The sequence below is a fragment of the Hydrogenophaga sp. genome (genome assembly GCF_036675665.1).
GTDB lineage: Bacteria > Pseudomonadota > Gammaproteobacteria > Burkholderiales > Burkholderiaceae_C > Hydrogenophaga.
The window spans coordinates 120,031-140,726 of sequence record NZ_JAKFEO010000030.1; the positions used below are offsets into that span (position 1 = coordinate 120,031).

Here is a 20,696-nt window from a genome sequence, read left to right on the forward strand (position 1 = left end):
GATCAGTGGAGCGCGCTGGCCGCTTCGTGGGTGGTGTGGTGCTCGACGGCACCGCCGTTGACATGAATCACGCGCTGCGCCCAGTCGGCAGCGCTGGCCGTCTGGGTCACCAGGACCACCGTGATGAGGTGCTCGGTGTTGAGCCGGCGCAGCAAGCTGCCGATGTCGGGGCACAAGGGCTGGTCTGAAGCCCGGCTGGCCCGGTCCACCAGCAACACGCTGGGGTTGCAGACCAAGGCACGGGCAATGCCGGCCTTGCCATGTTCGGTGCCGGTCAGTTCGTCGGGCATCTTGCGCCCGCAGTCCTCCAGCCCGACCAGCGAGAGCGCACGCGTGGCTGCCGTCAGGCAGCGCTCGGGTGACAAGCCGCGGTACATCAGCGGCAGTGCCACATTGCCTTGCAACGAATGGGTGCGCAGCAGGTTGTATTCCTGCGGCACAAAACCGAAGAAGCGTCGCCGCAACCACAGGCGCTGCTCGTCGGACAAGGACTGTTCCGGCACGCCCTGAAAGCGGTAGCCACCGCTGGTGGGGGCTTCCAGAAGACCCAGCATCTTCATCAGGGCCGATTTGCCCGATCCGCTGGGGCCCACGATGGCGGTGAACTCTCCGCGGTGGATGTCCAGGTCCACCGATCTCAGGGCTTCGTGCGTGGTGCTGCCCTTGTCGTACAGCTTGCTGGCACCCGTCAGGCGCATCAGCGGCTGGGTGGCGGTTCTCGTGCGCGTTGCAGTGACAGACCTCCCGCTGGAGCATTGGATGTCCGAGGTGTTGTGGTCAAGGTTCATGCGAATGCAGCTTACGCAGCACCTTCACGCCACACCGTTCGGAAACGAACGCATGGCCAGCTATTTGTGGTTTTTTTTTGATCCGGGTGCATCCAGATCGCGACTTCGCGCGTAGTACCTCCAGCAGCAATGGGTTTTGTGCTGTTCGAGTTCCCCCAACCTCAATCTGGAGTCACCATGATGATCAAGTCCACCCTGGCCGCCGCGGCCGCCTTCGCCCTGACCGCCTGCGCCACCGGCCCCGCGCCCATGATGTATTCCCAGGCCATGCTCCCCGCCTCCGTGCAGGTGCCCATGGGCCACAAGGTGGTGATGGAGACCGTGGGCGCTGGTGACATCACCTACGAGTGCCGCGCCAAGGCCAACATGGCCGGCCAGTTCGAATGGGTGTTCGTCGGCCCCGATGCCAGGCTGATGGACCGCTCGGGCAAACAGGTGGGCACCTATTACGGCCCGCCCGCCACCTGGCAGAGCATGGACGGCTCGAAGTTCACCGGCACCCAGGTGGCCGTGGCCCCGGCCGCCGCCGGCAACATCCCGATGCAACTGGTGAGAGCCAACCCGGCCATGGGCAGCGGTGCCATGACCGGCGTGACCTACGTGCAGCGCGTGGCCACCGTGGGTGGTGTGGCCCCGGCCATGGCCTGCGGTGCCACCAACATGGGCAGCAAGCAGATCGTGAAGTACCAGGCCGACTACATCTTCTACAAGGCGGTCTGATGGCCGCTGGCTGGTGCCATGTGGCGTCCTGTGGCGTCCATCACCCCGGTGTTCACTGAAACGCAACTTCCGCAAAACTCCGCAGCTTGCGGCTGTGCAACTGATCCGGCCCGCCTTCGCGCAGGATGTCGATGGCGCGGATGCCGATGCGCAGGTGCTGGTCGACCCGCTCGCGGTAGAAGTGATTTGCCATGCCGGGCAGCTTGATCTCGCCGTGCAGGGGCTTGTCGCTCACGCACAGCAGGGTGCCGTAGGGCACGCGGAAGCGGAAGCCGTTGGCGGCGATGGTGGCGCTTTCCATGTCGAGCGCCACGGCGCGCGACTGTGAAAACCGCCGTTGCGGCTTGTTGTCGGGCAGCAGTTCCCAGTTGCGGTTGTCGGTGCTGGCCACGGTGCCGGTGCGCATGATGCGCTTGAGTTCGTGCGGCGGCACGCCGGTCACGTCGGCCACGGCGGCTTCGAGCGCGAGCTGGATCTCGGCCAGCGCGGGAATCGGCACCCACAGCGGCAGTTCTTCGTCGAGCACGTGGTCTTCGCGCACGTAGGCGTGGGCCAGCACGTAGTCGCCCAGTTGCTGGCTGGTGCGCAGGCCGGCGCAGTGGCCGAGCATGAGCCAGGCGTGCGGGCGCAGCACGGCGATGTGGTCGGTGATGGTCTTGGCGTTGGCCGGGCCGACGCCGATATTGACCATGGTGATGCCGCTGCGGTCGGCGCGCATGAGGTGGTAGCCCGGCATCTGCGGCAGGCGCGGCGGTGGGTGGCCGAGTGCGTCGATGGCCTCGGTGGCCAGGCCGGCGCGGCGCATCACCACATTGCCCGGCTCCACGAAGGCGATGTACTCGCTGTCGGGTCTGGCCATCTCGGCGTGGCCGAGCTTGATGAATTCGTCGATGTAGAACTGGTAGTTGGTGAACAGCACGAAGTTCTGGAACCACTCGGGCGCGGTGCCGGTGTAGTGGCGCAGGCGCTGCAGCGAATAGTCGACCCGCGGTGCCGTGAACAGCGAGAGCGGGTGCGCTTCGCCGGGCCGGGGCTCGTGGGTGCCGTTGGCGATGCCGTCGTCCATGGCGGTGAGGTCGGGCAGATCGAACACGTCGCGCATGAAGGCGCGGCGCGCCACGTCCAGGCTGCCTTCCACGTGGTCGTGTTCGGCGAACGAGAAGTGGATCGGAATGGGCTGCGTGCTGGTGCCCACCTCCAGCTCGCCGCCGTGGTTGGCCAGCAGCAGGCGGAACTGCTCCAGGTAGTAGTCGCCGTAGAGGTCGGGGCGGGTGAGGGTGGTCTCGAAGCGGCCGGGGCCGGCCACGAAGCCGTAGCTCAGGCGGTTGGTGGGCTGGCTGCTGCCCTGGCGCGAGACGCTGTGCGTGTGCAGCCTCACATAGGGGTAGCAGGCGCGCACGCGGGCGTGGGTGAAGTCGCCGCCACCCACGAAATCGCGCATGGCCTGGCGCAGGAACTCCACGTTGTCGTGGTAGATGCGCTGCACCTGGCGCAGGGCGGCGGCCGGGTCGTTCAGAAAGATCGGAGCGGTAAAGTCGGGTGTCTTGTGCATGGGGCTTATTGTGGCCGTGCACCGATGAACCCGCATGACACGATGAGCCTTGCCATACCCGATCTGTCCCAGGCCGCCGCCCCGTTGGCCGCGGCGTTGGGTTGCGGCTTGTTGATCGGCATCGAGCGCGAGCGCCGCAAGGGCGAGGGGCCGGGTCGCGCGCTGGCGGGCTTGCGCACCTTTGCACTGACTTGCGTCACCGGCGCGGCCGCGGCGCTCACCCAGGTCACCGGCCTGGTGGTGGCGGGCGCGCTGTTCGTGTCCGCGCTGGGCGTGGTGGCCTACTTTCGCGACCGCTCCGACGATCCGGGCGTGACCACCGAGGTGGCCTTGCTGCTCACCTACCTGATCGGTGTGCTGTGTGCCTGGAGCCTGCCACTGGCCGCTGGCCTGGCGGTGGGGCTGACCGCCATGCTCGCCGGGCGCGAGCGCCTGCATGGGTTTGCGCGGCATTGGCTGCGGCCAGCCGAGGTGCGCGACGGCATCTTGCTCGCCGCGCTGGTGCTGTTGGCGTTGCCGCTGGTGCCCGACCGACCTTTGTGGGGCGACACGCTCAACCCGCGGGGAATCGTCCAGTTGCTGGCCTTGCTGCTGGGTGTGCAAGCCGCCGCCCACCTGGCGCGCCGGCTGCTGCAGGCCCGCCACGCGGTGACGCTCTCGGCCATGGCCTCGGGCTTCGTGTCGAGCACGGCCACCATCGCCACGCTCGGCCTGGCGGTGCGCGAAGGCCGCAGCGGTGCGCGGCTGATGGCCGGTGGTGCGCTGCTCAGCTGTGTGTCGACGCTGCTGCAGTTGCTGCTGGTGGCCGCTGCCGTGCAGCCGGCCTGGCTGGAGCATCTGGTGTGGCCGGCGCTGGGGGGCTCGGTGATGGCGCTGGCATGGGGACTGTGGCTGGTGCGCGGCGCGCCGTCAGAGGCCGCACCGGCGGCTGTGGAGCAGGACGAGCGCATGTTCAGCCTGGCGGGCGCCGCCGCGGTGGCGGGCTTGCTCGCGGGCATCCAGGTGCTGGTGCATGCGCTCACGCTGTGGCTGGGCGAGGCCGGCCTGATCGTGGGCAGCCTGCTGGGTGCGCTGGCCGATCTGCATTCGGCGCTGGCGGCGGTGTTCACCTCGGGGCCGCCCGCGCCCATCAGCCACCAGGCCGTGATGGGGGCGCTGGCGGTGCACACCGTGAGCAAAAGCGTGACCGCCGCGCTGGTGGGCGGGCGGACCTATGCGTTGTGGTTCCTGCCCGGCCTCTGGGGGCACACGGCGTTGGTGATCGGCTTGCTGCTGGTCTAGTCGGAGCGAAAAAGCGGGCCAGCCGCCGGGCCGCCCCAAGGCGGGCCCAGCCCCCTCGGGGGGCAGCGGACCTCGCGCAGCGGGAGAGCGTGGGGGCTCAAGCCTTGACTGCGTCGCGCATCGTCACGAACTCTTCGGCCGCGGTGGGGTGGATGCCGATGGTGCTGTCGAACACCGCCTTGGTCGCGCCCGCTTTCATGGCCACGGCGAAGCCCTGCACGATCTCGCCCGCCTCGGCGCCCACCATGTGCAGGCCCACCACGCGGTCGCTGGCCGTGTCCACCACCAGCTTCATCAGCGTGCGTTCGGTGCTGCCCGAGAGCGTGTGTTTGAGCGCCTTGAACTCGCTGCGGAAGACGGTCACGGCGCCGAATTTCTCGCGTGCGGCCGCTTCGCTGTAGCCCACGGTGCCGATGCTCGGGTGCGTGAAGACCGCGGTGGGAATGAACTCGTAGCCCATGTTGCGGGAGGCCTTGCCGGCGGCGGGACCGAACAATTGGTCCACCACCACCATGGCCTCGCCCAGCGCCACCGGCGTGAGCTGCACGCGGCTGGTCACGTCACCCACCGCGAAGATGGACGGCACGTTGGTCTGGTAGCGCTCGTTGACGACGACCTCTCCCAGGGCGCCTTGCGCCACGCCCACGGTCTCCAGGCCCATGTCCTTCACGTTCGGCACGCGGCCGGTGGCGTACAGCACGGCGTCGGCCATCACCAGGGCGCCGCCTTCACATTCCACGCGCAGCCCGTCGTCTGTTCTGCGGATGTCCACCACCCCGGCGTTGAGGTGCAGGTCCACCCCCGCCTTGATCATTTCGGCGGCCACGAAGTGGCGGATCTCGTCGTCGAAGCCGCGCAGGATCTGCTCGCCCCGGTAGAGCTGGGTGACCTTCGCGCCCAGGCCATTGAAGATGGAGGCGAACTCGCTGGCAATGTAGCCACCGCCCACCACCACCAGCCGCTTTGGAAACGGTTCGAGGTCGAAGATCTCGTCGGAGGTGACGACGTGCTCGCGTCCCACGAAGTGCGGCACGTGCGGCGTGCCACCGGTGGCGATCAGGATGTGCTTTGCAGTGAATTCCTGGTGACCGGGTGAACCGTCGGCGTTCAGCGTGGCCAGCGCGATGCCGTGCGCGCCGGTAAGGCTCGCGAAGGCGTCGAACACGGTCACGCCGGAGCCGCGCAGCAGGTTGCCGTAGACGCCGTTCAGGCGGCTGATCTCTCTGGCACGGTTGGTTTTGAGGGTGGTCCAGTTCAACGAGGGCTTTTCGCCCTCCCAACCGAAGCCGTGCGACTCTTCGAAGGATTCAGCGTAGTGCGCCGCATAGCTGTAGAGCTTCTTCGGGATGCAGCCCACGTTCACGCAGGTGCCGCCCAGGCCATCGGTGCCCAGCACCTCGGCCAGCGCCACGCGCGCGCCGCGCTGGGCGGCCATGCGCGCAGCGCGCACGCCGCCGCTGCCGCCGCCGATCACGAAAAGGTCAAAGTCGAAAGTGGTGGTCATGGTGGGTTGTTCCCGGGCTCGAAGCCCTTGAGTTCCTGGCGGATGAAATCGATGAAGGCCCGCGTGCGCGCGGGCAGCAGGCGGGCGTGGGGGTACACCACGTGGATGGGACGGGGGGCGTCCTCAAATGTTTCCAGCACGGTTTGCAATTCTCCGGTCTTCAACAGCGGCGCGACCTGGTACGAAAGAAACTGGCCAAAACCCGCACCCGCGGCACACGCCTGCACGGCGGGCGCGATGTGGTTGAACTCGAGGTTGCCGCTGACGTTGAGTTTGAGCGTTTTGCCGCCGTCGCGGAAGCTGCCCCAGGTGGGCGAGTGCCCCACCAGGCGCACGCAGTTGGCCTTGAGCAGCTCGTTCGGATGCGCCGGCACGCCCTGCTCGCGCAGGAAGGCCGGGCTGGCCACCACCACGCGGCGGATCTCGCCCAGGGGCAGCGCGACCAGGCTGGAATCTTCCAGGTGGGCGATGCGGATGCCCACGTCGATGCCTTCCTCCAGCAGGTTCACCACCCGATCCATCAGCATCAGGCGGCAGCGCATCTGACGGTGCTGCTGCACGAAGCGCGTGACGATGGGCGCCACATGCATCTGGCCGAACAGCACCGGTGCGGTGATGGTGAGATGGCCGCTGGGCTCGGCGGCCTCGTCTTTCAGCGCGGCCTCGGCGTCGTCCACCGCCGCCAGCAGCAGACGGCAACTCTCCAGGTGTCGCCTGCCTTCTTCGGTGAGCGAGATGCGGCGCGTGGTGCGGTTGAACAGGCGCACGCCGAGTTCGGTTTCGTAGGCGGCGAGCGAGCGCACCACCGCCGGCAGCGAGGCGCCCGAGGCCCAGGCCGCCGCCGTGAGGCTGCCGGCGTCGGCGATCTGCACGAAGGTGCTCATGGCGCGAAACTTGTCCATGCGCCATTAAACCGTTTTGTGGAGCAGTGAAGTGCGTGCAGGGGTATTGGTGAATGTGCTTGCAGCAAAGAAGATCGCGTCTTCCCAACCCAGGAGCCTCCCATGAAGCCTTCCATCCAGCTCTACCGCAGCGCAATTTCCGGTCATTGCCACCGCGTCGAGCTGTTCCTCTCGCTGCTCGGCCTGCCGTTCGAGAGCATCGACGTCGACCTCGCGCTGAAAGAACACAAGTCGCCCGATTTCCTCGCCATGAACCCGCTGGGCCAGATCCCGGTGCTGCGCGACGGTGAGCTGACGCTGGCCGACTCGAACGCCATCCTGGTCTACCTGGAGGCGCGGTACGCGCCCGGTCAGTGGCTGCCGCGCGACCCGGTGGGCGCGGCGCGCGTGCAGCGCTGGCTCTCGCTGGCCGCCGGCCCGTTGGCGTTCGGGCCGGCAAGCGCGCGCGTGGTGCAGCTGTTCTGCTTGCCCACCGACCCGAAAGAGGCGATTGCGCGCGCCGAGGGACTGTTCACGCTGATGGAGGGAGAGCTCGGGCGCACGCCGTTCCTCGTTGGCGAGCGCGCCACGCTGGCCGACCTGGCGCACTACGCCTATGTGGCACGGGCCCCCGAAGGCCTGGTGTCGCTGCAGCCGTACCCCGCGATTCGCGCGTGGCTGGCGCGCATCGAGGCGCTGCCGGGCTTCGTGCCCATGCTCAAGTCGCCGGTGGGGTTGGCCGCATGAGCGCCCGCCCGGCCTTCCACGCGGGCGAGCAGGCCCTGCAGGCGCGTGCCGGGGTGCAGGCGCAGATGGCGCAGATCGGCCCGCGTGTGATGCGCGACCACATGCCCGACCAGCACCGCGAGTTCTTCGGCCTGCTGCCTTTCGTGGTGGTCGGCAGCGTGGATGCGCAGGGCCAGCCCTGGGCCAGCGTGCTCGCGGGCACGCCCGGGTTCATGACCTCGCCCGACCCCACGCACCTGCAGATCCGCGCCCGGCCCTTGCCGCACGACCCGCTCAACACCACGCTGCACGACGGCGCTGCACTGGGCCTGCTGGGTATTCAGCCGCACACGCGCCGGCGCAACCGCATGAACGGCACGGCGCGGCTGCAGGAGGGCGGTTTCGCGGTCGAGGTCGGACAGAGCTTCGGCAACTGCCCGAAGTACATCCAGGCGCGCGAGCCGGTGTGGACGCCCGAGGCGCCCGCCGGGCAACTGGCCTATGAGGGTCCGGACCTCGACGAGGCATCGCGCCGGCTGATCCGCGCGGCCGACACCTTCTACATCGCCACCGCATATCCCCAGGCGGCCTCGGGCGGTGAAGCGCGCCATGGGGTGGACGTGTCGCACCGCGGTGGCTCCCCCGGTTTCGTGAAGCTGGAGGGCGAGGTGTTGACCGTGCCCGACTTCATGGGCAACCACTTCTTCAACACGCTGGGCAACATCGCCGTGCAGCCCGCGGCGGGTCTGCTGTTCATGGATTTCGAGCGCGGCGACCTGCTGTACCTCGCGGTGCAGGCAAAGGTGCTGTGGGATGGCGCCGAACTCGCGTCCTTCGACGGCGCCTTGCGCCTGCTGCGCATGCGGGTGACGCACGTGCGGCGAGTGGAGGGCGGATTGCCCTTGCGCTGGGGGCCGGCCGAACCATCGCCGCAGCTCGCCGGCCTGGGGCGTTGGTCACCCGGCTAGGGGGGCGGGGACAGACTCCCAACCAAAGCCGCCGGAGCAAGTGCCTCAACCCGAGGATGCCGCGGAACCGGCTTTGCCGGGCCGCAGCGCATCGCCCCCTGGGGGGTGCCGCGAAGCGGCGCGGGGGGAGCAGCCAAGACTCGCGGGGGGATCAATAGGTGTACACGCCGCGCCCGGTTTTGCGGCCCAGGTAGCCCGCGGCCACCATTTCCTTGAGCAGCGGGGCCGGGCGGTACTTGCTGTCGTTGAACTCGGCGATGTAGACGTTCATCACGGCCAGGCACACGTCCAGGCCGATCATGTCGGCCAGGGCCAGCGGGCCGATGGGTTGGTTGGTGCCCAGCTTCATGCCGGCGTCGATGTCTTCGGGCGTGGCGATGCCTTCGGCCAGCACGAAGAAGGCCTCGTTGATCATCGGCACCAGGATGCGGTTGACCACGAAGCCGGGCGCGTTCTTCACGGTGATGGGCGACTTGCCCAGCGCCTCGGCCAGCGCCTTCACCGCGTCGTGCGTGGCGTCGCTTGTCTGCAGGCCGCGGATGATCTCCACCAGCGCCATCATGGGCACCGGGTTGAAGAAGTGCATGCCGATGAAGCGGTCGGGGCGTTGCGTGGCGGCGGCCAGCTTGGTGATGCTGATCGAGCTGGTGTTGGTCGCCACGATCACCTCGGGTGCGAGCAGGCCGTCGAGCTGCTGCAGGATCTTGACCTTCAGACCTTCGTTTTCCGTCGCGGCCTCGATCACCAGTTGCGCGCCCTTGAGGTCCTCATAGTTCGTCGAGCCCTTGATGAGTGCGAGCGCTGTGTCTTTGTCGGCGGCGGTGATCTTCTCCTTCTTGATCAGCCGGTCCAGGCTGCCGGCCACGGTGGCCAGGCCCTTGTCGACCGCGGCCTGCGCGATGTCGACCATCACCACGCGGATGCCGCGGGTGGCGCAGGCCTGCGCGATGCCGTTGCCCATGGTGCCCGAGCCGATGATGCCGACGGTTTGAATGCTGTTCATGAAGGGGATGCTCCTGCGGAAGAGGGTGGAAATCTGGGGGTGAAGGGTGGTTTGTGCCGGCGTCGCGAGGGCGTCGCCGGAGGCGGATTCTTAGGCGCCACAGCCTACCTGCGCCGAAACCCCTGTGCTAACTTGCTTCGAGATTGTCGCGCACGGCTTGGCGTGCGCCACACACGAGGGAGACAACCATGTACGACTACATCATCGTTGGCGGCGGATCGGCTGGCTGCGTGCTCGCGGGCCGCCTGAGCGAAGACCCCGCCATCCGTGTCGCCCTCATCGAGGCCGGCCCCCCCGACCGCAGTGTGTTGATCCACTGCCCGGCGGGCCTGGCGGTGATCGCGAAATTCGAAATGAATGGCTGGGGCTACAACACCGTGCCGCAGCCCGGCCTGAACGGTCGGCGTGGCTACCAGCCGCGCGGCAAGGTGCTGGGTGGCTCCAGCTCGATCAACGCCATGATTTACGCGCGCGGCCACGCCAGCGACTACGACGGCTGGGCCGCCCTGGGCAACCCCGGCTGGTCGTACGCCGATGTGCTGCCGTACTTCAAGCGTGCCGAGCACAACGAGCGCGGCGCCGATGCGCTGCACGGCCAGGGCGGCCCGCTCAACGTGATGGATCTGCGCAGCCCCAACCCTTTCCTGGCCTCGTTCATCGAGGCCGGCCAGCAGGCGGGCTACCGGCACAACACCGATTTCAACGGACTGGAGCAGGAAGGCGTGGGCGCCTACCAGGTCACGCACAAGAACGGTGAACGCTTCAGCGCGGCCAAGGCCTACCTCACGCCGCACCTGCAGCGACCCAACCTGCAGGTGATCACCGACGCCCTGACCACGCGCGTGGTGATGGAGACCGATCACAGCCCACCGCGCGCGGTGGGGGTGGAGATCCGTGGCAGCGGCGGGCGTGGGCCGATGCAGGTCCTGCGCTTGAACGACGGCGGCGAGGTGGTGCTCAGCGCCGGTGCGTTCGGCTCCCCGCAATTGCTCATGCTCTCCGGCGTGGGCCCGGCAGCGCACCTGCAAGAACACGGCATCACGCCCGTGCTGGACCTGCCCGGTGTGGGTGCGAACCTGCACGACCACGTGGACGTGGTGATCGTGGTCAACGCACCCAAGGCGCGAGACCTGCTTGGCCTGACGCCGGGCGGGATATGGAAAGCGGTGCGTGGCATCTTTGAATGGCGGCGCCAACGCAGCGGCATGCTCACCACCAACTTCGCCGAGGCCGGCGGTTTCATCAAGAGTGATCCCGAAGAAGCCATCCCGGACCTGCAACTGCACTTCGTGGTGGGCAAGCTGGTCGACCACGGCCGCAAGTCGGTGCTGGGCCACGGGTATTCGTGTCACGTGTGCCTGCTGCGACCCAGGAGCCGAGGCAGCCTGCGCCTGGCCAGCGCCGACCCGCAGGTGGCGCCCCTCATTGACCCCGGGTTTCTGCAAGATCCCGACGACACCGCTCGCCTGGTGCGCGGCTTCCAGGCGATGCGCCGGCTGTTGCAGCAACCGGCCCTCGCGCGCCATGACGGCACCGAGTCGACCACCTCCGCGCTGGCCCGGAGCGAGGGGCAGATCGAACAGTTCGTGCGCAACCACGCCGACACGATCTATCACCCGGTGGGCACCTGCAGGATGGGACCGGGACCCATGGACGTGGTGGACGCCCGCCTGCGGGTGCACGGGGTGGCGGGCCTGCGCGTGGTGGATGCATCGGTGATGCCCACCGTGGTGGGTGGCAACACCAATGCGCCGGTGATCATGATGGCGGAGAAGGCGGTCGATATGATGCTCGACGATCGCCTCGCCGCGTCATCACTCCAGGAACAAGACCATGATTCTCGAACACGCGGACATCCGCATCGACCCCCTCAAGAGTTCAGCGTTTGAAGAAGCCATCCTGCGTGGGGTGAGCACCGTCATCGCGCACGCCAAAGGCTTCAAGGGCTACAAGGTCAACCGCAGCATCGAGACACCGGGCCGCTACCTGCTGATGATTTATTGGGACACGCTGGAAGACCACACCGTGGGCTTTCGGGGCTCCGACCTGTTCCCCCAGTGGCGCGCGATCGTCGGCCCGTTCTTCGCGCAACCGCCGGTGGTCGAGCACCTCGAGCTTGTGGGCAAGAGCTGATCAGCCTTTCCTCATCAAGGTCGATTTTCCGAAGAGACTTTCGATCAAATCCACCGCCAGCTCCGCCGTGCGGTTGCGCACGTCGAGCGCCGGGTTGAGTTCCATCACGTCCATGGAGGCCAGCCGCCCGGTGTCGGCGATCATTTCCATGCACAACTGGGCCTCGCGGTAGGTGGGTCCGCCGGGCACCGTGGTGCCCACGCCCGGAGCGATGTCGGGGTCGAGGAAGTCCACGTCGAAGCTCACGTGCAGGTGGGTGTTGTCGTCCATGCCCGAGAGCGCCTGCTCCATGGTGTGGCGCATGCCCATCTCGTCGATGTAGCGCATGTCGAACACCTCCAGCCCCGCTTCGTGCACTAGGCGCTTCTCGCCGGCGTCCACGCTGCGGATGCCGATCTGGCGCACCACGCTGGCGTCGATGGCGGGCGTGGTGCCGCCAATGCCGGTCAGCAGCGCCGGGCCATGGCCACACAGCAGCGCCACCGGCATGCCGTGGATGTTGCCGCTGGGGGTGAGGGCAGCGGTGTTGTAGTCGGCGTGGGCGTCCAGCCACAACACGCGCAGCTGTTTGCCTTTCTCGCGGCAGTGGCGGGCCACCGCACTGATGGAACCCAGGCCCAGGCAATGGTCGCCGCCGAGCACGATGGGCAGGCGACCCAGCGCGAGTTCGGCGTGCACCGCGTGGTGCAGGGTTTCGTTCCACGCCGCCACTTCGGGCAGGTGCCGGTATCCCTCGGTGGGCGGTTGCCAAGGATTGGGTGGCCCGCTGAGATTGCCGCGGTCGATCACGTTCAAACCGTGGCTTTCAAGCACGCTGGCCAGGTTGGCCACGCGCATGGCTTCGGGACCCATGGAGGCACCGCGCGCGCCTGCGCCGATGTCGGTGGGCACGCCGATGAGGCTGATGTGTTTTTGCATGTGGTCTATCCTCAATGAGATGGCTTTGCAAGACGGGGCTTCTTGCGAATCGACAGAGTGATGCCCAGGGGCGATGAGCGTGCTTTAGGCGTGTGACTTGGTAATGAACTGTGTCGGGTTGTCGTTTCACTTGGCGGACTGGCCACAGAGCGCACCACAGGACCCACGGTACCAGAGCCACGCTGGGTGGTCGAAATTGCCGTTACATCCGCGAACCTCCTGACGCGATCATTTTCGAAGGAGCCTCCAAACTTGACCCCTTCGAACAACCCTGACGAGATACTTCACCCAATGAAAAAGTCGCACCGCTACGCCTGCCTGGTCTCCGTTGCCGTCACCTTGGGTGCATGTGGTGGCGGTGACGCTGATGCCGCTACCCTGGGCGACAACGCTTCGAACCTCGTGTTCGATCCGGTCCAGGCACCGCTACTGCTCGCTCAAGCCGAAACCAAAACTCAAGCTCAACTCATTGCCGAAGGCCGAGCCCGAGTCCTGGCCGCTCAAGCTCTGGCCGAAGCGGAAGTTCGAGCTCTGGCTCAGGGTCAAACTCCTGCGCCGGCACCAGCACCAGCACCAGCACCAGCACCAGCACCAGCACCAGCACCAGCACCAGCACCAGCACCTCAGCCGGCACCGGCACCGGCACCAGCACCAGCACCGGCACCGGCACCTCAGCCGGCACCAGCACCGGCACCAGCACCAGCACCGGCACCGGTCCCTTCGACTGGAACCGCTTGCGACACGGCTCCGGGCCGTGTGCTGAACGTTGGCGTCGGCAAGACCTATGCGGTGCCCAGTGCGGCAGCGGCAGTGGCGCGCGACGGCGACGTGATCCGCATCGCCGCCGCGGACTACCGCGGTGATGTCGCCACGTGGCGCAACAACAACCTCACGCTCTGCGGTGTCGGTGGTCGCGCCCGGCTGTTTGCGGATGGCAAGAATGCCGGCGGCAAGGGCATTTGGGTGGTGTCGGGTACCAACGTCACGATCGACAGCGTTGAGTTCCACAATGCCACCGTGCCCGACCGCAACGGGGCTGGCATCCGTGCCGAACATGGGGGCTGGCTTCGTGTGCGCAACAGTGGCTTCTTTGACAACCAGAATGGCATCCTGACCCACAACACCGCCGGTACCAGCCTGATCATCGAAGGCTCCGAATTCGCGCGCAGCCTGGTGGCCGGAGGCCTGGGGCACAACCTCTATGTGGGCAGGATTGACCGCCTCACCGTCACGGGCAGCTATTTCCACGAAGCCAACAGGGGCCACAACCTCAAGACTCGGGCGCGCGAGTCGATCATTGAAAACAACTACTTTATGGACGGCCCCACCGGTACCTCCAGCTACCTGGCGGACTTTGCCGAAGGCGGGCGCGTGGTGCTGCGTGGCAACTTGTTCCACAAGGGTCCCAATGCGCAGAACCCCAGCGCCATCAGTTACGGCTCCGAAGGGCTGCTGCATTCCGTCAACACGCTGGCAATGACGCACAACACCATGGCGATCACCCGCTCGGGTGGCGCCTTTCTGCAGGTGCGTGCCGGTACCCAGTCGGTGGTGCTGAAAGCCAACCTCTTTGCCGGTACCGGCAATCAGGCGCTGATGGTGGGGACGTACGCCAGCGGCAACGCCGTGCAGACCGGCAACGTGAACGCTCTGGCCAACCAGATCCCCGGTGCCGCCAACATCGCCAGCCCGAACTTCTGGCCCAACGCCAGCTTGCAGGCTTCGCTGACTTTGGGGAGCGTGCTCGATGCCACCTACGTTCGCGATACACCCCGGCCGTTCCAGCTGCGCGTCCTGAGCAGTGCTCGCAAGGCGGGGGCGCTGCAGTCGGCACCTTGACGCCGGGGGCGCGCATCTGTGGCACAGGCACGCCCGCGCGTGGTGAACGACAATGCAGGCCCTTTGTGTTCCTGCGAGACCCGCTCACGCGCTGCGGGTGGATGTCATGCCTTCCCACGCTTCCCCCATCTGGACTCCCTGTGGCTTTGATCACCTGAGGCGCAACCCCCGGGGCTGGCTGACGCCCACCGACGACTACTGGCGCCTGTGGCTGCAGCGGCCGGAGCTGGCGCTGGTCGAGGAGTCTTGCGCTGCCGAGCAGGCGCTGCATGCCTCGCTCATGGAAGCGCCCACGCGTGCCGTGGCGCGGCACGAGCTCGATGCCTTTGAGGACACCGATGCCCGCGCCAACCACCGTCTGTTCCTGGGCTTTCGCGACGCGGTGATCGCAGCCGGTTCATTGGAGGCGGCTTACGCCGGCTTCTTCAAGGCCGGCGCGATCCAGATCCCGCCACTGTTCCTCGATCTGGTGGTACAGGCCATGGTGCGCAACCTGCTGGATGGCGAAGACGACGCCTGGCAATGGCGCGCGGCCGAGATGCTGTTTCGCCGCCAGCGCGTGCGGGTGCAGGACGGTCGCGTGCTCAGCGGTGACAGCGAGGTGCTGGACATGCTCAACGAGACCGGTGGCCTCGGTGCGGTGGGCCGTCTGCTCATGCAGAGCGGTGCGGCCATTCCCGAGGTGCAGATCGAGGTGCTGGGTGACGACAACGGCGCTCGCTACCTGGCCAGCCGCTCGGGCAACGGACGCTTCAACTTCGTGCTCGACCTCACCCACGAAATCCAGCGCGAGCTCTCGCACGGCCTCACGCTCACCATGAACCGCTCGCAGTCGGGTCTGAAGGCGCTGGCGGTGGTGCTGCAGAAGTGGGTGCGGCATTTCCACGGCGTGGCGGTGCAGGTGCAGCCCGAATCGCGGGTGGAGGACACGGCGTGGCGTTGGCACCTGGGGCTGGACGCCGAATCCACCGCCTTGCTCAACGACCTGTACCTCGGCCACGACGTGGAGCCCGAACGGCAACAGCGCCTGATCAGCCTGTTTCGTTTGAGCTTCGACGATCCTCAGGACATGCGCGCCGACGTGCGCGGCAAGCCGGTGTACCTGGGCCTGGCGATGAACGCCGAGGGCCTGATGAAGATCAAGCCGCAGAACCTGCTGCTCAACCTGCCGCTTGCAGCGTCTGCCTGAAGCCCTAAATCCCCACCACCGACAACGCACCCGGCAGCACGCTCATCCGCAAGTGCCGGGCGTACCCCAGGAACTCGCCGTCGGCGGCCAGGGGCAGGTCGGTATCGCTGACCACCGTGAGCGTTTCGAACGCCCGGGTGCTGATGCGGCTATGGCCGAGGTGCGTGCCGGTGAGCAGGCGCGGCAGCATGGCCAGAACACCCAGGCGACCAAATGGCCCGGCCAGCAGCAGGTTGAGCAGTCCATCGTTGGTGCGCGCCGCCGGCGCGGCCGGCATGCCGCTGCCGAAGGTGGATGTGTTCAGGCTGGAGGCGAAGAGGGCGGGGCCGCGGTGCAGATGCTTGCCGTTGGCCGTGACGTCCAGCGTCCACGTCTGCAGGTGGGCCAGCTCGGCCATCGTGGCCCACAGGTAGCGTGGCAGGCCGCCAAGCCAGCGTGGGCCCGTGAGCGTGCGCAGCACCACGGCGGAGTCGAAGCCGGCGGTGAAACTGGAGAGAAACAGCGCCCGGTACTCGCGGCCATGGGGGTCGCGCCATTCGGCACACCCCACGTCCATCGGGCGCGTGTCGGCGTTGAGGGCGTGCACCAGGGCGGCCAGGGGCGCCCGGCCGTGCAGACCGAGTGAGCGGGCCACGTCGTTGCCGCTGCCCACGGGCACCACGCCGAGTTCAAGGTCGTTGTGCAACAGGGCGGGCAGCCAGCGGTTGAGCGTGCCGTCGCCGCCCACCGCCACCACGCGGCTGCCGGCGGGCAGGCTGGCCAGCAGGTCGAGCGCATCGACCACATCGCGCGGCGCGTGCAAGGCCACATCGGGCGGCAGGGCGGCCTGCAGGGTGGGCAACAAGGCCGCCGCCCGTCCGCCCTGGGCGTGCGGGTTGAGCAGCACGCAGCGCTTCGCGCCTGTTCTCAAATGTCGCTCACATGTTTCGGCGGTACTGGCCGCCCACCTCGAACAGGGCCGAGGTGATCTGGCCGAGCGAGCACACGCGCACTGCCTGCATCAGCACCTCGAACACGTTGCCGTTTTCAATCACGGCCTGACGCAGTTGCTGCAACATGGCGGGCGATTCGGCTGCGTGCAGCGCGTGGAACTCGGCCAGGCGCTTGAGCTGGTTTTGCTTCTCTTCGTCGGTCGAACGGGCGAGTTCCAGCGTGTCGGGGGTCGCGTCGCCGTGCGGGTTGCGGAAGGTGTTCACGCCCACGATCGGGTACTCGCCCGTGTGCTTGAGCATCTCGTAGTGCATGGACTCGTCCTGGATCTTGCCGCGCTGGTAGCCGGTTTCCATCGCGCCCAGCACGCCGCCTCGCTCGGCGATCTTCTCGAACTCGCTCAGCACGGCTTCTTCAACCAGCTCGGTGAGCTCGTCGATGATGAAGGCGCCCTGGTTGGGATTCTCGTTCTTGGCCAGGCCCCACTCGCGGTTGATGATGAGCTGGATTGCCATCGCGCGGCGCACCGAGTCTTCGGTCGGCGTGGTGATGGCCTCGTCGAAGGCATTGGTGTGCAGGCTGTTGCAGTTGTCGTAGATCGCGATCAGCGCCTGCAGCGTGGTGCGGATGTCGTTGAACTGGATCTCCTGCGCGTGCAGCGAGCGACCGCTGGTCTGCACGTGGTACTTCAGTTTCTGGCTGCGCTCGTTCGCACCGTAGCGGTCGCGCAGGGCGACCGACCAGATGCGGCGCGCCACGCGGCCCAGCACGGTGTACTCCGGGTCCATGCCGTTGCTGAAGAAGAAGCTCAGGTTGGGCGCGAAGTCGTCGATGTGCATGCCGCGCGCCAGATACGCTTCCACGAAGGTGAAGCCATTGGAGAGCGTGAATGCGAGCTGGCTGATCGGGTTGGCGCCGGCTTCGGCGATGTGATAGCCCGAGATCGACACCGAGTAGAAGTTGCGCACGTCGTGGTGCACGAAATACTCGGCGATGTCGCCCATCACCTTGAGCGAGAACTCTGTGGAGAAGATGCAGGTGTTCTGCCCCTGGTCTTCTTTCAGGATGTCGGCCTGCACCGTGCCGCGCACATTGGCCAGCACCCATTCGCGGATCTTGGCGGCCTCGGTGTCGGTGGGCGCGCGGCCGTTCTCGACCTCGAACTTCTCCAGGTTCTGGTCGATGGCGGTGTTCATGAACATGGCCAGGATGCTGGGCGCCGGGCCGTTGATGGTCATGGAGACCGAGGTGGCCGGGTGGCAGAGATCAAAGCCGCCGTAGAGCACCTTCATGTCGTCCAGCGTGGCGATGCTCACACCCGAATTGCCCACCTTGCCGTAGATGTCGGGGCGCGGATCGGGGTCGTTGCCGTAGAGCGTGACCGAGTCGAAGGCGGTGGACAGGCGCTTGGCCGGCGTGCCCGCGCTCAGCAGCTTGAAGCGCGTGTTGGTGCGGAAGGCATCGCCCTCGCCGGCGAACATGCGGGTCGGGTCCTCGCCCTCGCGCTTGAAGGCGAAGGTGCCGGCGGTGTAGGGGAAGCTGCCGGGCACGTTGTCGAGCATCAGCCACTTCAGGATCTCGCCGTGGTCCTCGTACTTCGGCAGCGCGACCTTGCGGATGGTCGTGCCCGAGAGGCTCTTGGTGGTGAGCGCGGTGCGGATTTCCTTGTCGCGAATCTTCACGACGTACTCGTCGCCCGCGTAGGCCTTCTGCATGTCGGGCCACTGGGTCAGCAGCTTGCGCGCGGCCGGGTCCTGGTCGAGTTCGCGCACCTGCGCCAGGTCGATCACGGCCTCCGCGGCGCGTGAGCGCTCGGGCTTCTCCATGCGCAGCATGCGCGCACTCTCGGTGAGCTGCTGGATCTCGCGCGCCAGCCTGGCCTGCTCCAGCGCCTTCTTCTTGTAGCCGCGCACCGTGTCGCTGATCTCGGCGAGGTAACGCGTGCGCGCGGGCGGCACGATGGGCGTCTGGTTGGTGCTGTGGCGGACCTTGACAACCGGCAGGCGGCCCTCTTTGAGCGGCAGGCCGAGCTCGCCCAGCTTCGCCTTGAGGGCTTGATACAGCGCGGTCACGCCGTCGTCATTGAAGCGCGCGGCCATGGTGCCGAACACCGGCATCTGGTCGGGGGGCGTGCTCCAGGCTTCCTGGTTGCGCTGCACCTGCTTGGAGACGTCGCGCAAGGCATCGAGCGAGCCCTTGCGGTCGAACTTGTTGATCGCCACGAAGGCCGCGAAGTCCAGCATGTCGATCTTCTCGAGCTGGCTGGCCGCGCCGAACTCGGGCGTCATCACGTACATCGGCACGTCCACGTGCGGCACGATGGCCGCGTCGCCCTGACCGATGCCCGAAGTCTCGACCACGATGAGGTCGAAACCGGCGCATTTGCAGGCGGCGATCACGTCGGGCAGGGCGGCGCTGATCTCGCTGCCGAAGTCGCGCGTGGCGAGCGATCTCATGTACACGCGCTGGCCTTGTTGCCATGGGTTGATGGCGTTCATGCGGATGCGGTCGCCGAGCAAGGCGCCACCGCTCTTGCGACGCGAAGGATCGATGGAGATCACCGCCACGCGCAGGCTGTCGTCCTGGTCCAGGCGCAGGCGGCGGATGAGTTCGTCGGTGAGCGAGGACTTGCCCGCGCCGCCGGTGCCGGTGATGCCCAGCACCGGCACCTTTTTCGTCTTGGCTTGCTCGCGCAGGGCGGAGACGATTGCAGCGTCGGCGTTGCCGTTTTCCAGCACGGTGATGAGCTGGGCCAGCGCGCGCCAGTTCATCTCGCCCTGGCCTTCGATGGCGGCCAGCGCTTTCGGTGCGTAGGGACTGAGGTCGCGGTCGCAGCGCATCACCATCTCGCCGATCATGCCGGCCAGGCCCATCTTCTGGCCGTCTTCGGGGCTGTAGATGCGCGTCACGCCGTAGTCCTGCAATTCGCGGATTTCGGAGGGCACGATCACGCCGCCGCCCCCGCCGAACACCTGGATGTGCTCGCCGCCCCGGCTCTTGAGCAGGTCCACCATGTACTTGAAGTACTCCACGTGGCCGCCCTGGTAGGAGCTGATCGCGATGCCCTGTGCGTCTTCCTGCAGCGCGGCGGTGACCACCTCGTCGACCGAGCGGTTGTGACCCAGGTGGATCACCTCGGCACCCATGCCCTGCAGGATGCGCCGCATGATGTTGATGGCCGCGTCGTGGCCGTCGAACAGGCTCGCGGCGGTGACGAAGCGCACCTTGTGCGTGGGGCGGTAGTTGGCCAGGGCCTGGTATTCGGCGGCGAGGTTGCTCATGGTGTCTCTCTCTGTCGGTAGCGGAAATGGGCCGGGCGTCAGGCGATCTTCAGGCCGGTCAGCTTCGGGTCTTCGGGCGGAAAGCGCAAGTCCAGCGCCTTGAGCGTGTCGCGCACGAGGGTGGCGATCATCAGGTTGCGGTGCGTCTTGGAGTCGGCGGGCACCACGGTCCAGGGTGCCCAGGGCGTGCTGGTGGCGTTGAGGAAAGCTTCGTAGGTGCTCTGGTAGTCGTCCCATTGCTTGCGCACGTCGAGGTCGCCCAGGCTGAATTTCCAATGTTTCTCGGGATCGTCCACCCGCTCCTGCAGGCGCTCTCGTTGCTCGTCCTTGCTGATGTGCAGCATGAACTTGAGGATCACCGTGCCGGTCTCGGCCAGCAGGCGCTCGAAATCCTTGATGTGCTCGTAGCGTTGCAGTGTCTGCTGCGGCGTGATCCAGCCATTGACCACCGGCACCAGCACATCTTCGTAGTGGCTGCGGTTGAAGATCGTCATCTCGCCGGCGCCCGGGACCTTCTGATGGATGCGCCAGAGGTAGTCGTGATCGCGTTCGGCTTCGGTGGGCGCTTTCCAGCCCACGGTGTGCACGCCCAGCGGGCTGGTGCGTGCGAAGACGCCGCGCACCGTGCCATCCTTGCCCGACGTGTCGGTGCCCTGCAGCACCACCAGCAGCTTGTAGCGGCCGTCGGCATAGAAGAGGTTCTGCAGCGCGTCGAGTTCTTCGGCGATCCCGGCCAAAGCCGCCTGGTCGGTGGACTTGCTGCCGCTGGAAAACGGCTTGGCGTCGGGTTTGAACGACTTGAGCGAGACGCCCTTGGCCTTCTTGTTGCCGTTGCCCGGACTCACCTGCCAGTCCTGCCATGTGCTGCCCTTGGCGGCCAGGATGGCCCGGGCGGGGAAAGGCAGGGCGGTGTCGTTCGGGCTGGGCATGGGTTCCGTTCGGTGCATGGGCGCTGTCTCGCGAGCCCGTTTGATTGACGTTTA

At 67.0% G+C, this 20,696-nt stretch carries 18 protein-coding genes; 8 read left to right on the forward strand and 10 right to left on the reverse strand.

Annotated features, from left to right (window positions below; all coding sequences use genetic code 11):
• Positions 1 to 2: 2 nt before the first annotated feature.
• Positions 3 to 788, reverse strand: coding sequence for an ABC transporter ATP-binding protein (locus V6M63_RS10960; RefSeq protein WP_332741702.1), 786 nt, complete (start codon positions 786 to 788; stop codon positions 3 to 5).
• 177 nt (positions 789 to 965) lie between these two features.
• On the opposite strand from V6M63_RS10960, the gene V6M63_RS10965 reads away from it, so the two are divergent.
• Positions 966 to 1,508 carry a DUF3455 domain-containing protein gene (locus tag V6M63_RS10965; protein ID WP_332741704.1) on the forward strand — a complete coding sequence of 181 codons (543 nt, stop codon included), beginning with the start codon at positions 966 to 968 and terminating at the stop codon, positions 1,506 to 1,508.
• Positions 1,509 to 1,560: 52 nt separating this feature from the next.
• On the opposite strand, the gene V6M63_RS10970 is transcribed toward V6M63_RS10965, so the two are convergent.
• On the reverse strand, positions 1,561 to 3,060 hold the full coding sequence (locus V6M63_RS10970; RefSeq protein WP_332741705.1) for an AMP nucleosidase: 1,500 nt from the start codon (positions 3,058 to 3,060) through the stop codon (positions 1,561 to 1,563).
• Positions 3,061 to 3,102: 42 nt separating this feature from the next.
• Here V6M63_RS10970 and V6M63_RS10975 point away from each other — a divergent pair, with 42 nt between their 5' ends.
• Positions 3,103 to 4,341 (forward strand): MgtC/SapB family protein, encoded by a 1,239-nt coding sequence (locus tag V6M63_RS10975; protein ID WP_332741706.1) that lies wholly within the window; start codon positions 3,103 to 3,105, stop codon positions 4,339 to 4,341.
• 97 nt (positions 4,342 to 4,438) lie between these two features.
• Here V6M63_RS10975 and gorA read toward each other — a convergent pair whose 3' ends face one another.
• Together gorA and V6M63_RS10985 are read right to left on the reverse strand one after the other, a co-directional pair.
• Complete coding sequence (gene gorA, locus V6M63_RS10980) at positions 4,439 to 5,845, reverse strand: glutathione-disulfide reductase (RefSeq protein ID WP_332741708.1); 1,407 nt, start codon at positions 5,843 to 5,845, stop codon at positions 4,439 to 4,441.
• On the reverse strand, positions 5,842 to 6,747 hold the full coding sequence (locus tag V6M63_RS10985) for a LysR family transcriptional regulator (RefSeq protein WP_332741710.1): 906 nt from the start codon (positions 6,745 to 6,747) through the stop codon (positions 5,842 to 5,844). The genes gorA and V6M63_RS10985 overlap by 4 nt, the downstream gene beginning before the upstream one ends.
• Positions 6,748 to 6,849: 102 nt before the next feature.
• On the opposite strand from V6M63_RS10985, the gene V6M63_RS10990 reads away from it, so the two are divergent.
• Together V6M63_RS10990 and V6M63_RS10995 are read left to right on the forward strand one after the other, a co-directional pair.
• Positions 6,850 to 7,473 (forward strand): glutathione S-transferase family protein, encoded by a 624-nt coding sequence (locus V6M63_RS10990; RefSeq protein ID WP_332741712.1) that lies wholly within the window; start codon positions 6,850 to 6,852, stop codon positions 7,471 to 7,473.
• Positions 7,470 to 8,420, forward strand: a complete 951-nt coding sequence (locus tag V6M63_RS10995) for a pyridoxamine 5'-phosphate oxidase family protein (protein WP_332741714.1) — start codon at positions 7,470 to 7,472, stop codon at positions 8,418 to 8,420. The genes V6M63_RS10990 and V6M63_RS10995 overlap by 4 nt, the downstream gene beginning before the upstream one ends.
• Positions 8,421 to 8,571: 151 nt before the next feature.
• Here V6M63_RS10995 and V6M63_RS11000 read toward each other — a convergent pair whose 3' ends face one another.
• The gene (locus tag V6M63_RS11000) at positions 8,572 to 9,423 is read right to left on the reverse strand and encodes a 3-hydroxybutyryl-CoA dehydrogenase (RefSeq protein ID WP_332741716.1); all 852 of its coding nucleotides are present in this window, start codon (positions 9,421 to 9,423) and stop codon (positions 8,572 to 8,574) included.
• Between the two features lie 188 nt (positions 9,424 to 9,611).
• On the opposite strand from V6M63_RS11000, the gene V6M63_RS11005 reads away from it, so the two are divergent.
• Both V6M63_RS11005 and V6M63_RS11010 read left to right on the forward strand, forming a co-directional pair.
• Positions 9,612 to 11,312 (forward strand): GMC family oxidoreductase, encoded by a 1,701-nt coding sequence (locus V6M63_RS11005; protein ID WP_332741718.1) that lies wholly within the window; start codon positions 9,612 to 9,614, stop codon positions 11,310 to 11,312.
• Positions 11,257 to 11,556 carry an antibiotic biosynthesis monooxygenase family protein gene (locus tag V6M63_RS11010; protein ID WP_332741720.1) on the forward strand — a complete coding sequence of 100 codons (300 nt, stop codon included), beginning with the start codon at positions 11,257 to 11,259 and terminating at the stop codon, positions 11,554 to 11,556. The genes V6M63_RS11005 and V6M63_RS11010 overlap by 56 nt, the downstream gene beginning before the upstream one ends.
• On the opposite strand, the gene rocF is transcribed toward V6M63_RS11010, so the two are convergent.
• Both rocF and V6M63_RS11020 read right to left on the reverse strand, forming a co-directional pair.
• On the reverse strand, positions 11,557 to 12,474 hold the full coding sequence (gene rocF / locus V6M63_RS11015; RefSeq protein WP_332741722.1) for an arginase: 918 nt from the start codon (positions 12,472 to 12,474) through the stop codon (positions 11,557 to 11,559).
• A 466-nt stretch (positions 12,475 to 12,940) separates the two neighbouring features.
• The gene (locus V6M63_RS11020; RefSeq protein WP_332741724.1) at positions 12,941 to 13,186 is read right to left on the reverse strand and encodes a hypothetical protein; all 246 of its coding nucleotides are present in this window, start codon (positions 13,184 to 13,186) and stop codon (positions 12,941 to 12,943) included.
• 44 nt (positions 13,187 to 13,230) lie between these two features.
• Here V6M63_RS11020 and V6M63_RS11025 point away from each other — a divergent pair, with 44 nt between their 5' ends.
• Both V6M63_RS11025 and V6M63_RS11030 read left to right on the forward strand, forming a co-directional pair.
• Positions 13,231 to 14,313: a hypothetical protein gene (locus V6M63_RS11025; RefSeq protein ID WP_332741726.1), complete on the forward strand. Its 1,083-nt coding sequence runs from the start codon at positions 13,231 to 13,233 to the stop codon at positions 14,311 to 14,313.
• A gap of 106 nt (positions 14,314 to 14,419) precedes the next feature.
• Positions 14,420 to 15,502: a DUF6352 family protein gene (locus V6M63_RS11030; RefSeq protein WP_332741728.1), complete on the forward strand. Its 1,083-nt coding sequence runs from the start codon at positions 14,420 to 14,422 to the stop codon at positions 15,500 to 15,502.
• 4 nt (positions 15,503 to 15,506) lie between these two features.
• Here V6M63_RS11030 and V6M63_RS11035 read toward each other — a convergent pair whose 3' ends face one another.
• From V6M63_RS11035 to V6M63_RS11045, 3 genes are read right to left on the reverse strand one after another with little or no spacing between them, the layout of a single operon-like run.
• Positions 15,507 to 16,388, reverse strand: coding sequence for a diacylglycerol/lipid kinase family protein (locus V6M63_RS11035; RefSeq protein ID WP_332741730.1), 882 nt, complete (start codon positions 16,386 to 16,388; stop codon positions 15,507 to 15,509).
• A gap of 31 nt (positions 16,389 to 16,419) precedes the next feature.
• Positions 16,420 to 19,713 carry a fused isobutyryl-CoA mutase/GTPase IcmF gene (icmF, locus tag V6M63_RS11040; protein ID WP_332741732.1) on the reverse strand — a complete coding sequence of 1,098 codons (3,294 nt, stop codon included), beginning with the start codon at positions 19,711 to 19,713 and terminating at the stop codon, positions 16,420 to 16,422.
• A 38-nt stretch (positions 19,714 to 19,751) separates the two neighbouring features.
• Positions 19,752 to 20,642, reverse strand: coding sequence for a PPK2 family polyphosphate kinase (locus V6M63_RS11045; RefSeq protein ID WP_442909580.1), 891 nt, complete (start codon positions 20,640 to 20,642; stop codon positions 19,752 to 19,754).
• Positions 20,643 to 20,696 lie beyond the last annotated feature (54 nt).

What these genes read in the sequence shown, in the direction of transcription:
- V6M63_RS10960 (WP_332741702.1), bottom strand. Translation starts at nt 788, where the DNA reads ATGAACCTTGACCACAACACCTCGGACATCCAATGCTCCAGCGGGAGG.
- V6M63_RS10965 (WP_332741704.1), top strand. Translation starts at nt 966, where the DNA reads ATGATGATCAAGTCCACCCTGGCCGCCGCGGCCGCCTTCGCCCTGACC.
- V6M63_RS10970 (WP_332741705.1), bottom strand. Translation starts at nt 3,060, where the DNA reads ATGCACAAGACACCCGACTTTACCGCTCCGATCTTTCTGAACGACCCG.
- V6M63_RS10975 (WP_332741706.1), top strand. Translation starts at nt 3,103, where the DNA reads ATGAGCCTTGCCATACCCGATCTGTCCCAGGCCGCCGCCCCGTTGGCC.
- gorA (WP_332741708.1), bottom strand. Translation starts at nt 5,845, where the DNA reads ATGACCACCACTTTCGACTTTGACCTTTTCGTGATCGGCGGCGGCAGC.
- V6M63_RS10985 (WP_332741710.1), bottom strand. Translation starts at nt 6,747, where the DNA reads ATGGACAAGTTTCGCGCCATGAGCACCTTCGTGCAGATCGCCGACGCC.
- V6M63_RS10990 (WP_332741712.1), top strand. Translation starts at nt 6,850, where the DNA reads ATGAAGCCTTCCATCCAGCTCTACCGCAGCGCAATTTCCGGTCATTGC.
- V6M63_RS10995 (WP_332741714.1), top strand. Translation starts at nt 7,470, where the DNA reads ATGAGCGCCCGCCCGGCCTTCCACGCGGGCGAGCAGGCCCTGCAGGCG.
- V6M63_RS11000 (WP_332741716.1), bottom strand. Translation starts at nt 9,423, where the DNA reads ATGAACAGCATTCAAACCGTCGGCATCATCGGCTCGGGCACCATGGGC.
- V6M63_RS11005 (WP_332741718.1), top strand. Translation starts at nt 9,612, where the DNA reads ATGTACGACTACATCATCGTTGGCGGCGGATCGGCTGGCTGCGTGCTC.
- V6M63_RS11010 (WP_332741720.1), top strand. Translation starts at nt 11,257, where the DNA reads ATGATTCTCGAACACGCGGACATCCGCATCGACCCCCTCAAGAGTTCA.
- rocF (WP_332741722.1), bottom strand. Translation starts at nt 12,474, where the DNA reads ATGCAAAAACACATCAGCCTCATCGGCGTGCCCACCGACATCGGCGCA.
- V6M63_RS11030 (WP_332741728.1), top strand. Translation starts at nt 14,420, where the DNA reads ATGCCTTCCCACGCTTCCCCCATCTGGACTCCCTGTGGCTTTGATCAC.
- icmF (WP_332741732.1), bottom strand. Translation starts at nt 19,713, where the DNA reads ATGAGCAACCTCGCCGCCGAATACCAGGCCCTGGCCAACTACCGCCCC.
- V6M63_RS11045 (WP_442909580.1), bottom strand. Translation starts at nt 20,642, where the DNA reads ATGCCCAGCCCGAACGACACCGCCCTGCCTTTCCCCGCCCGGGCCATC.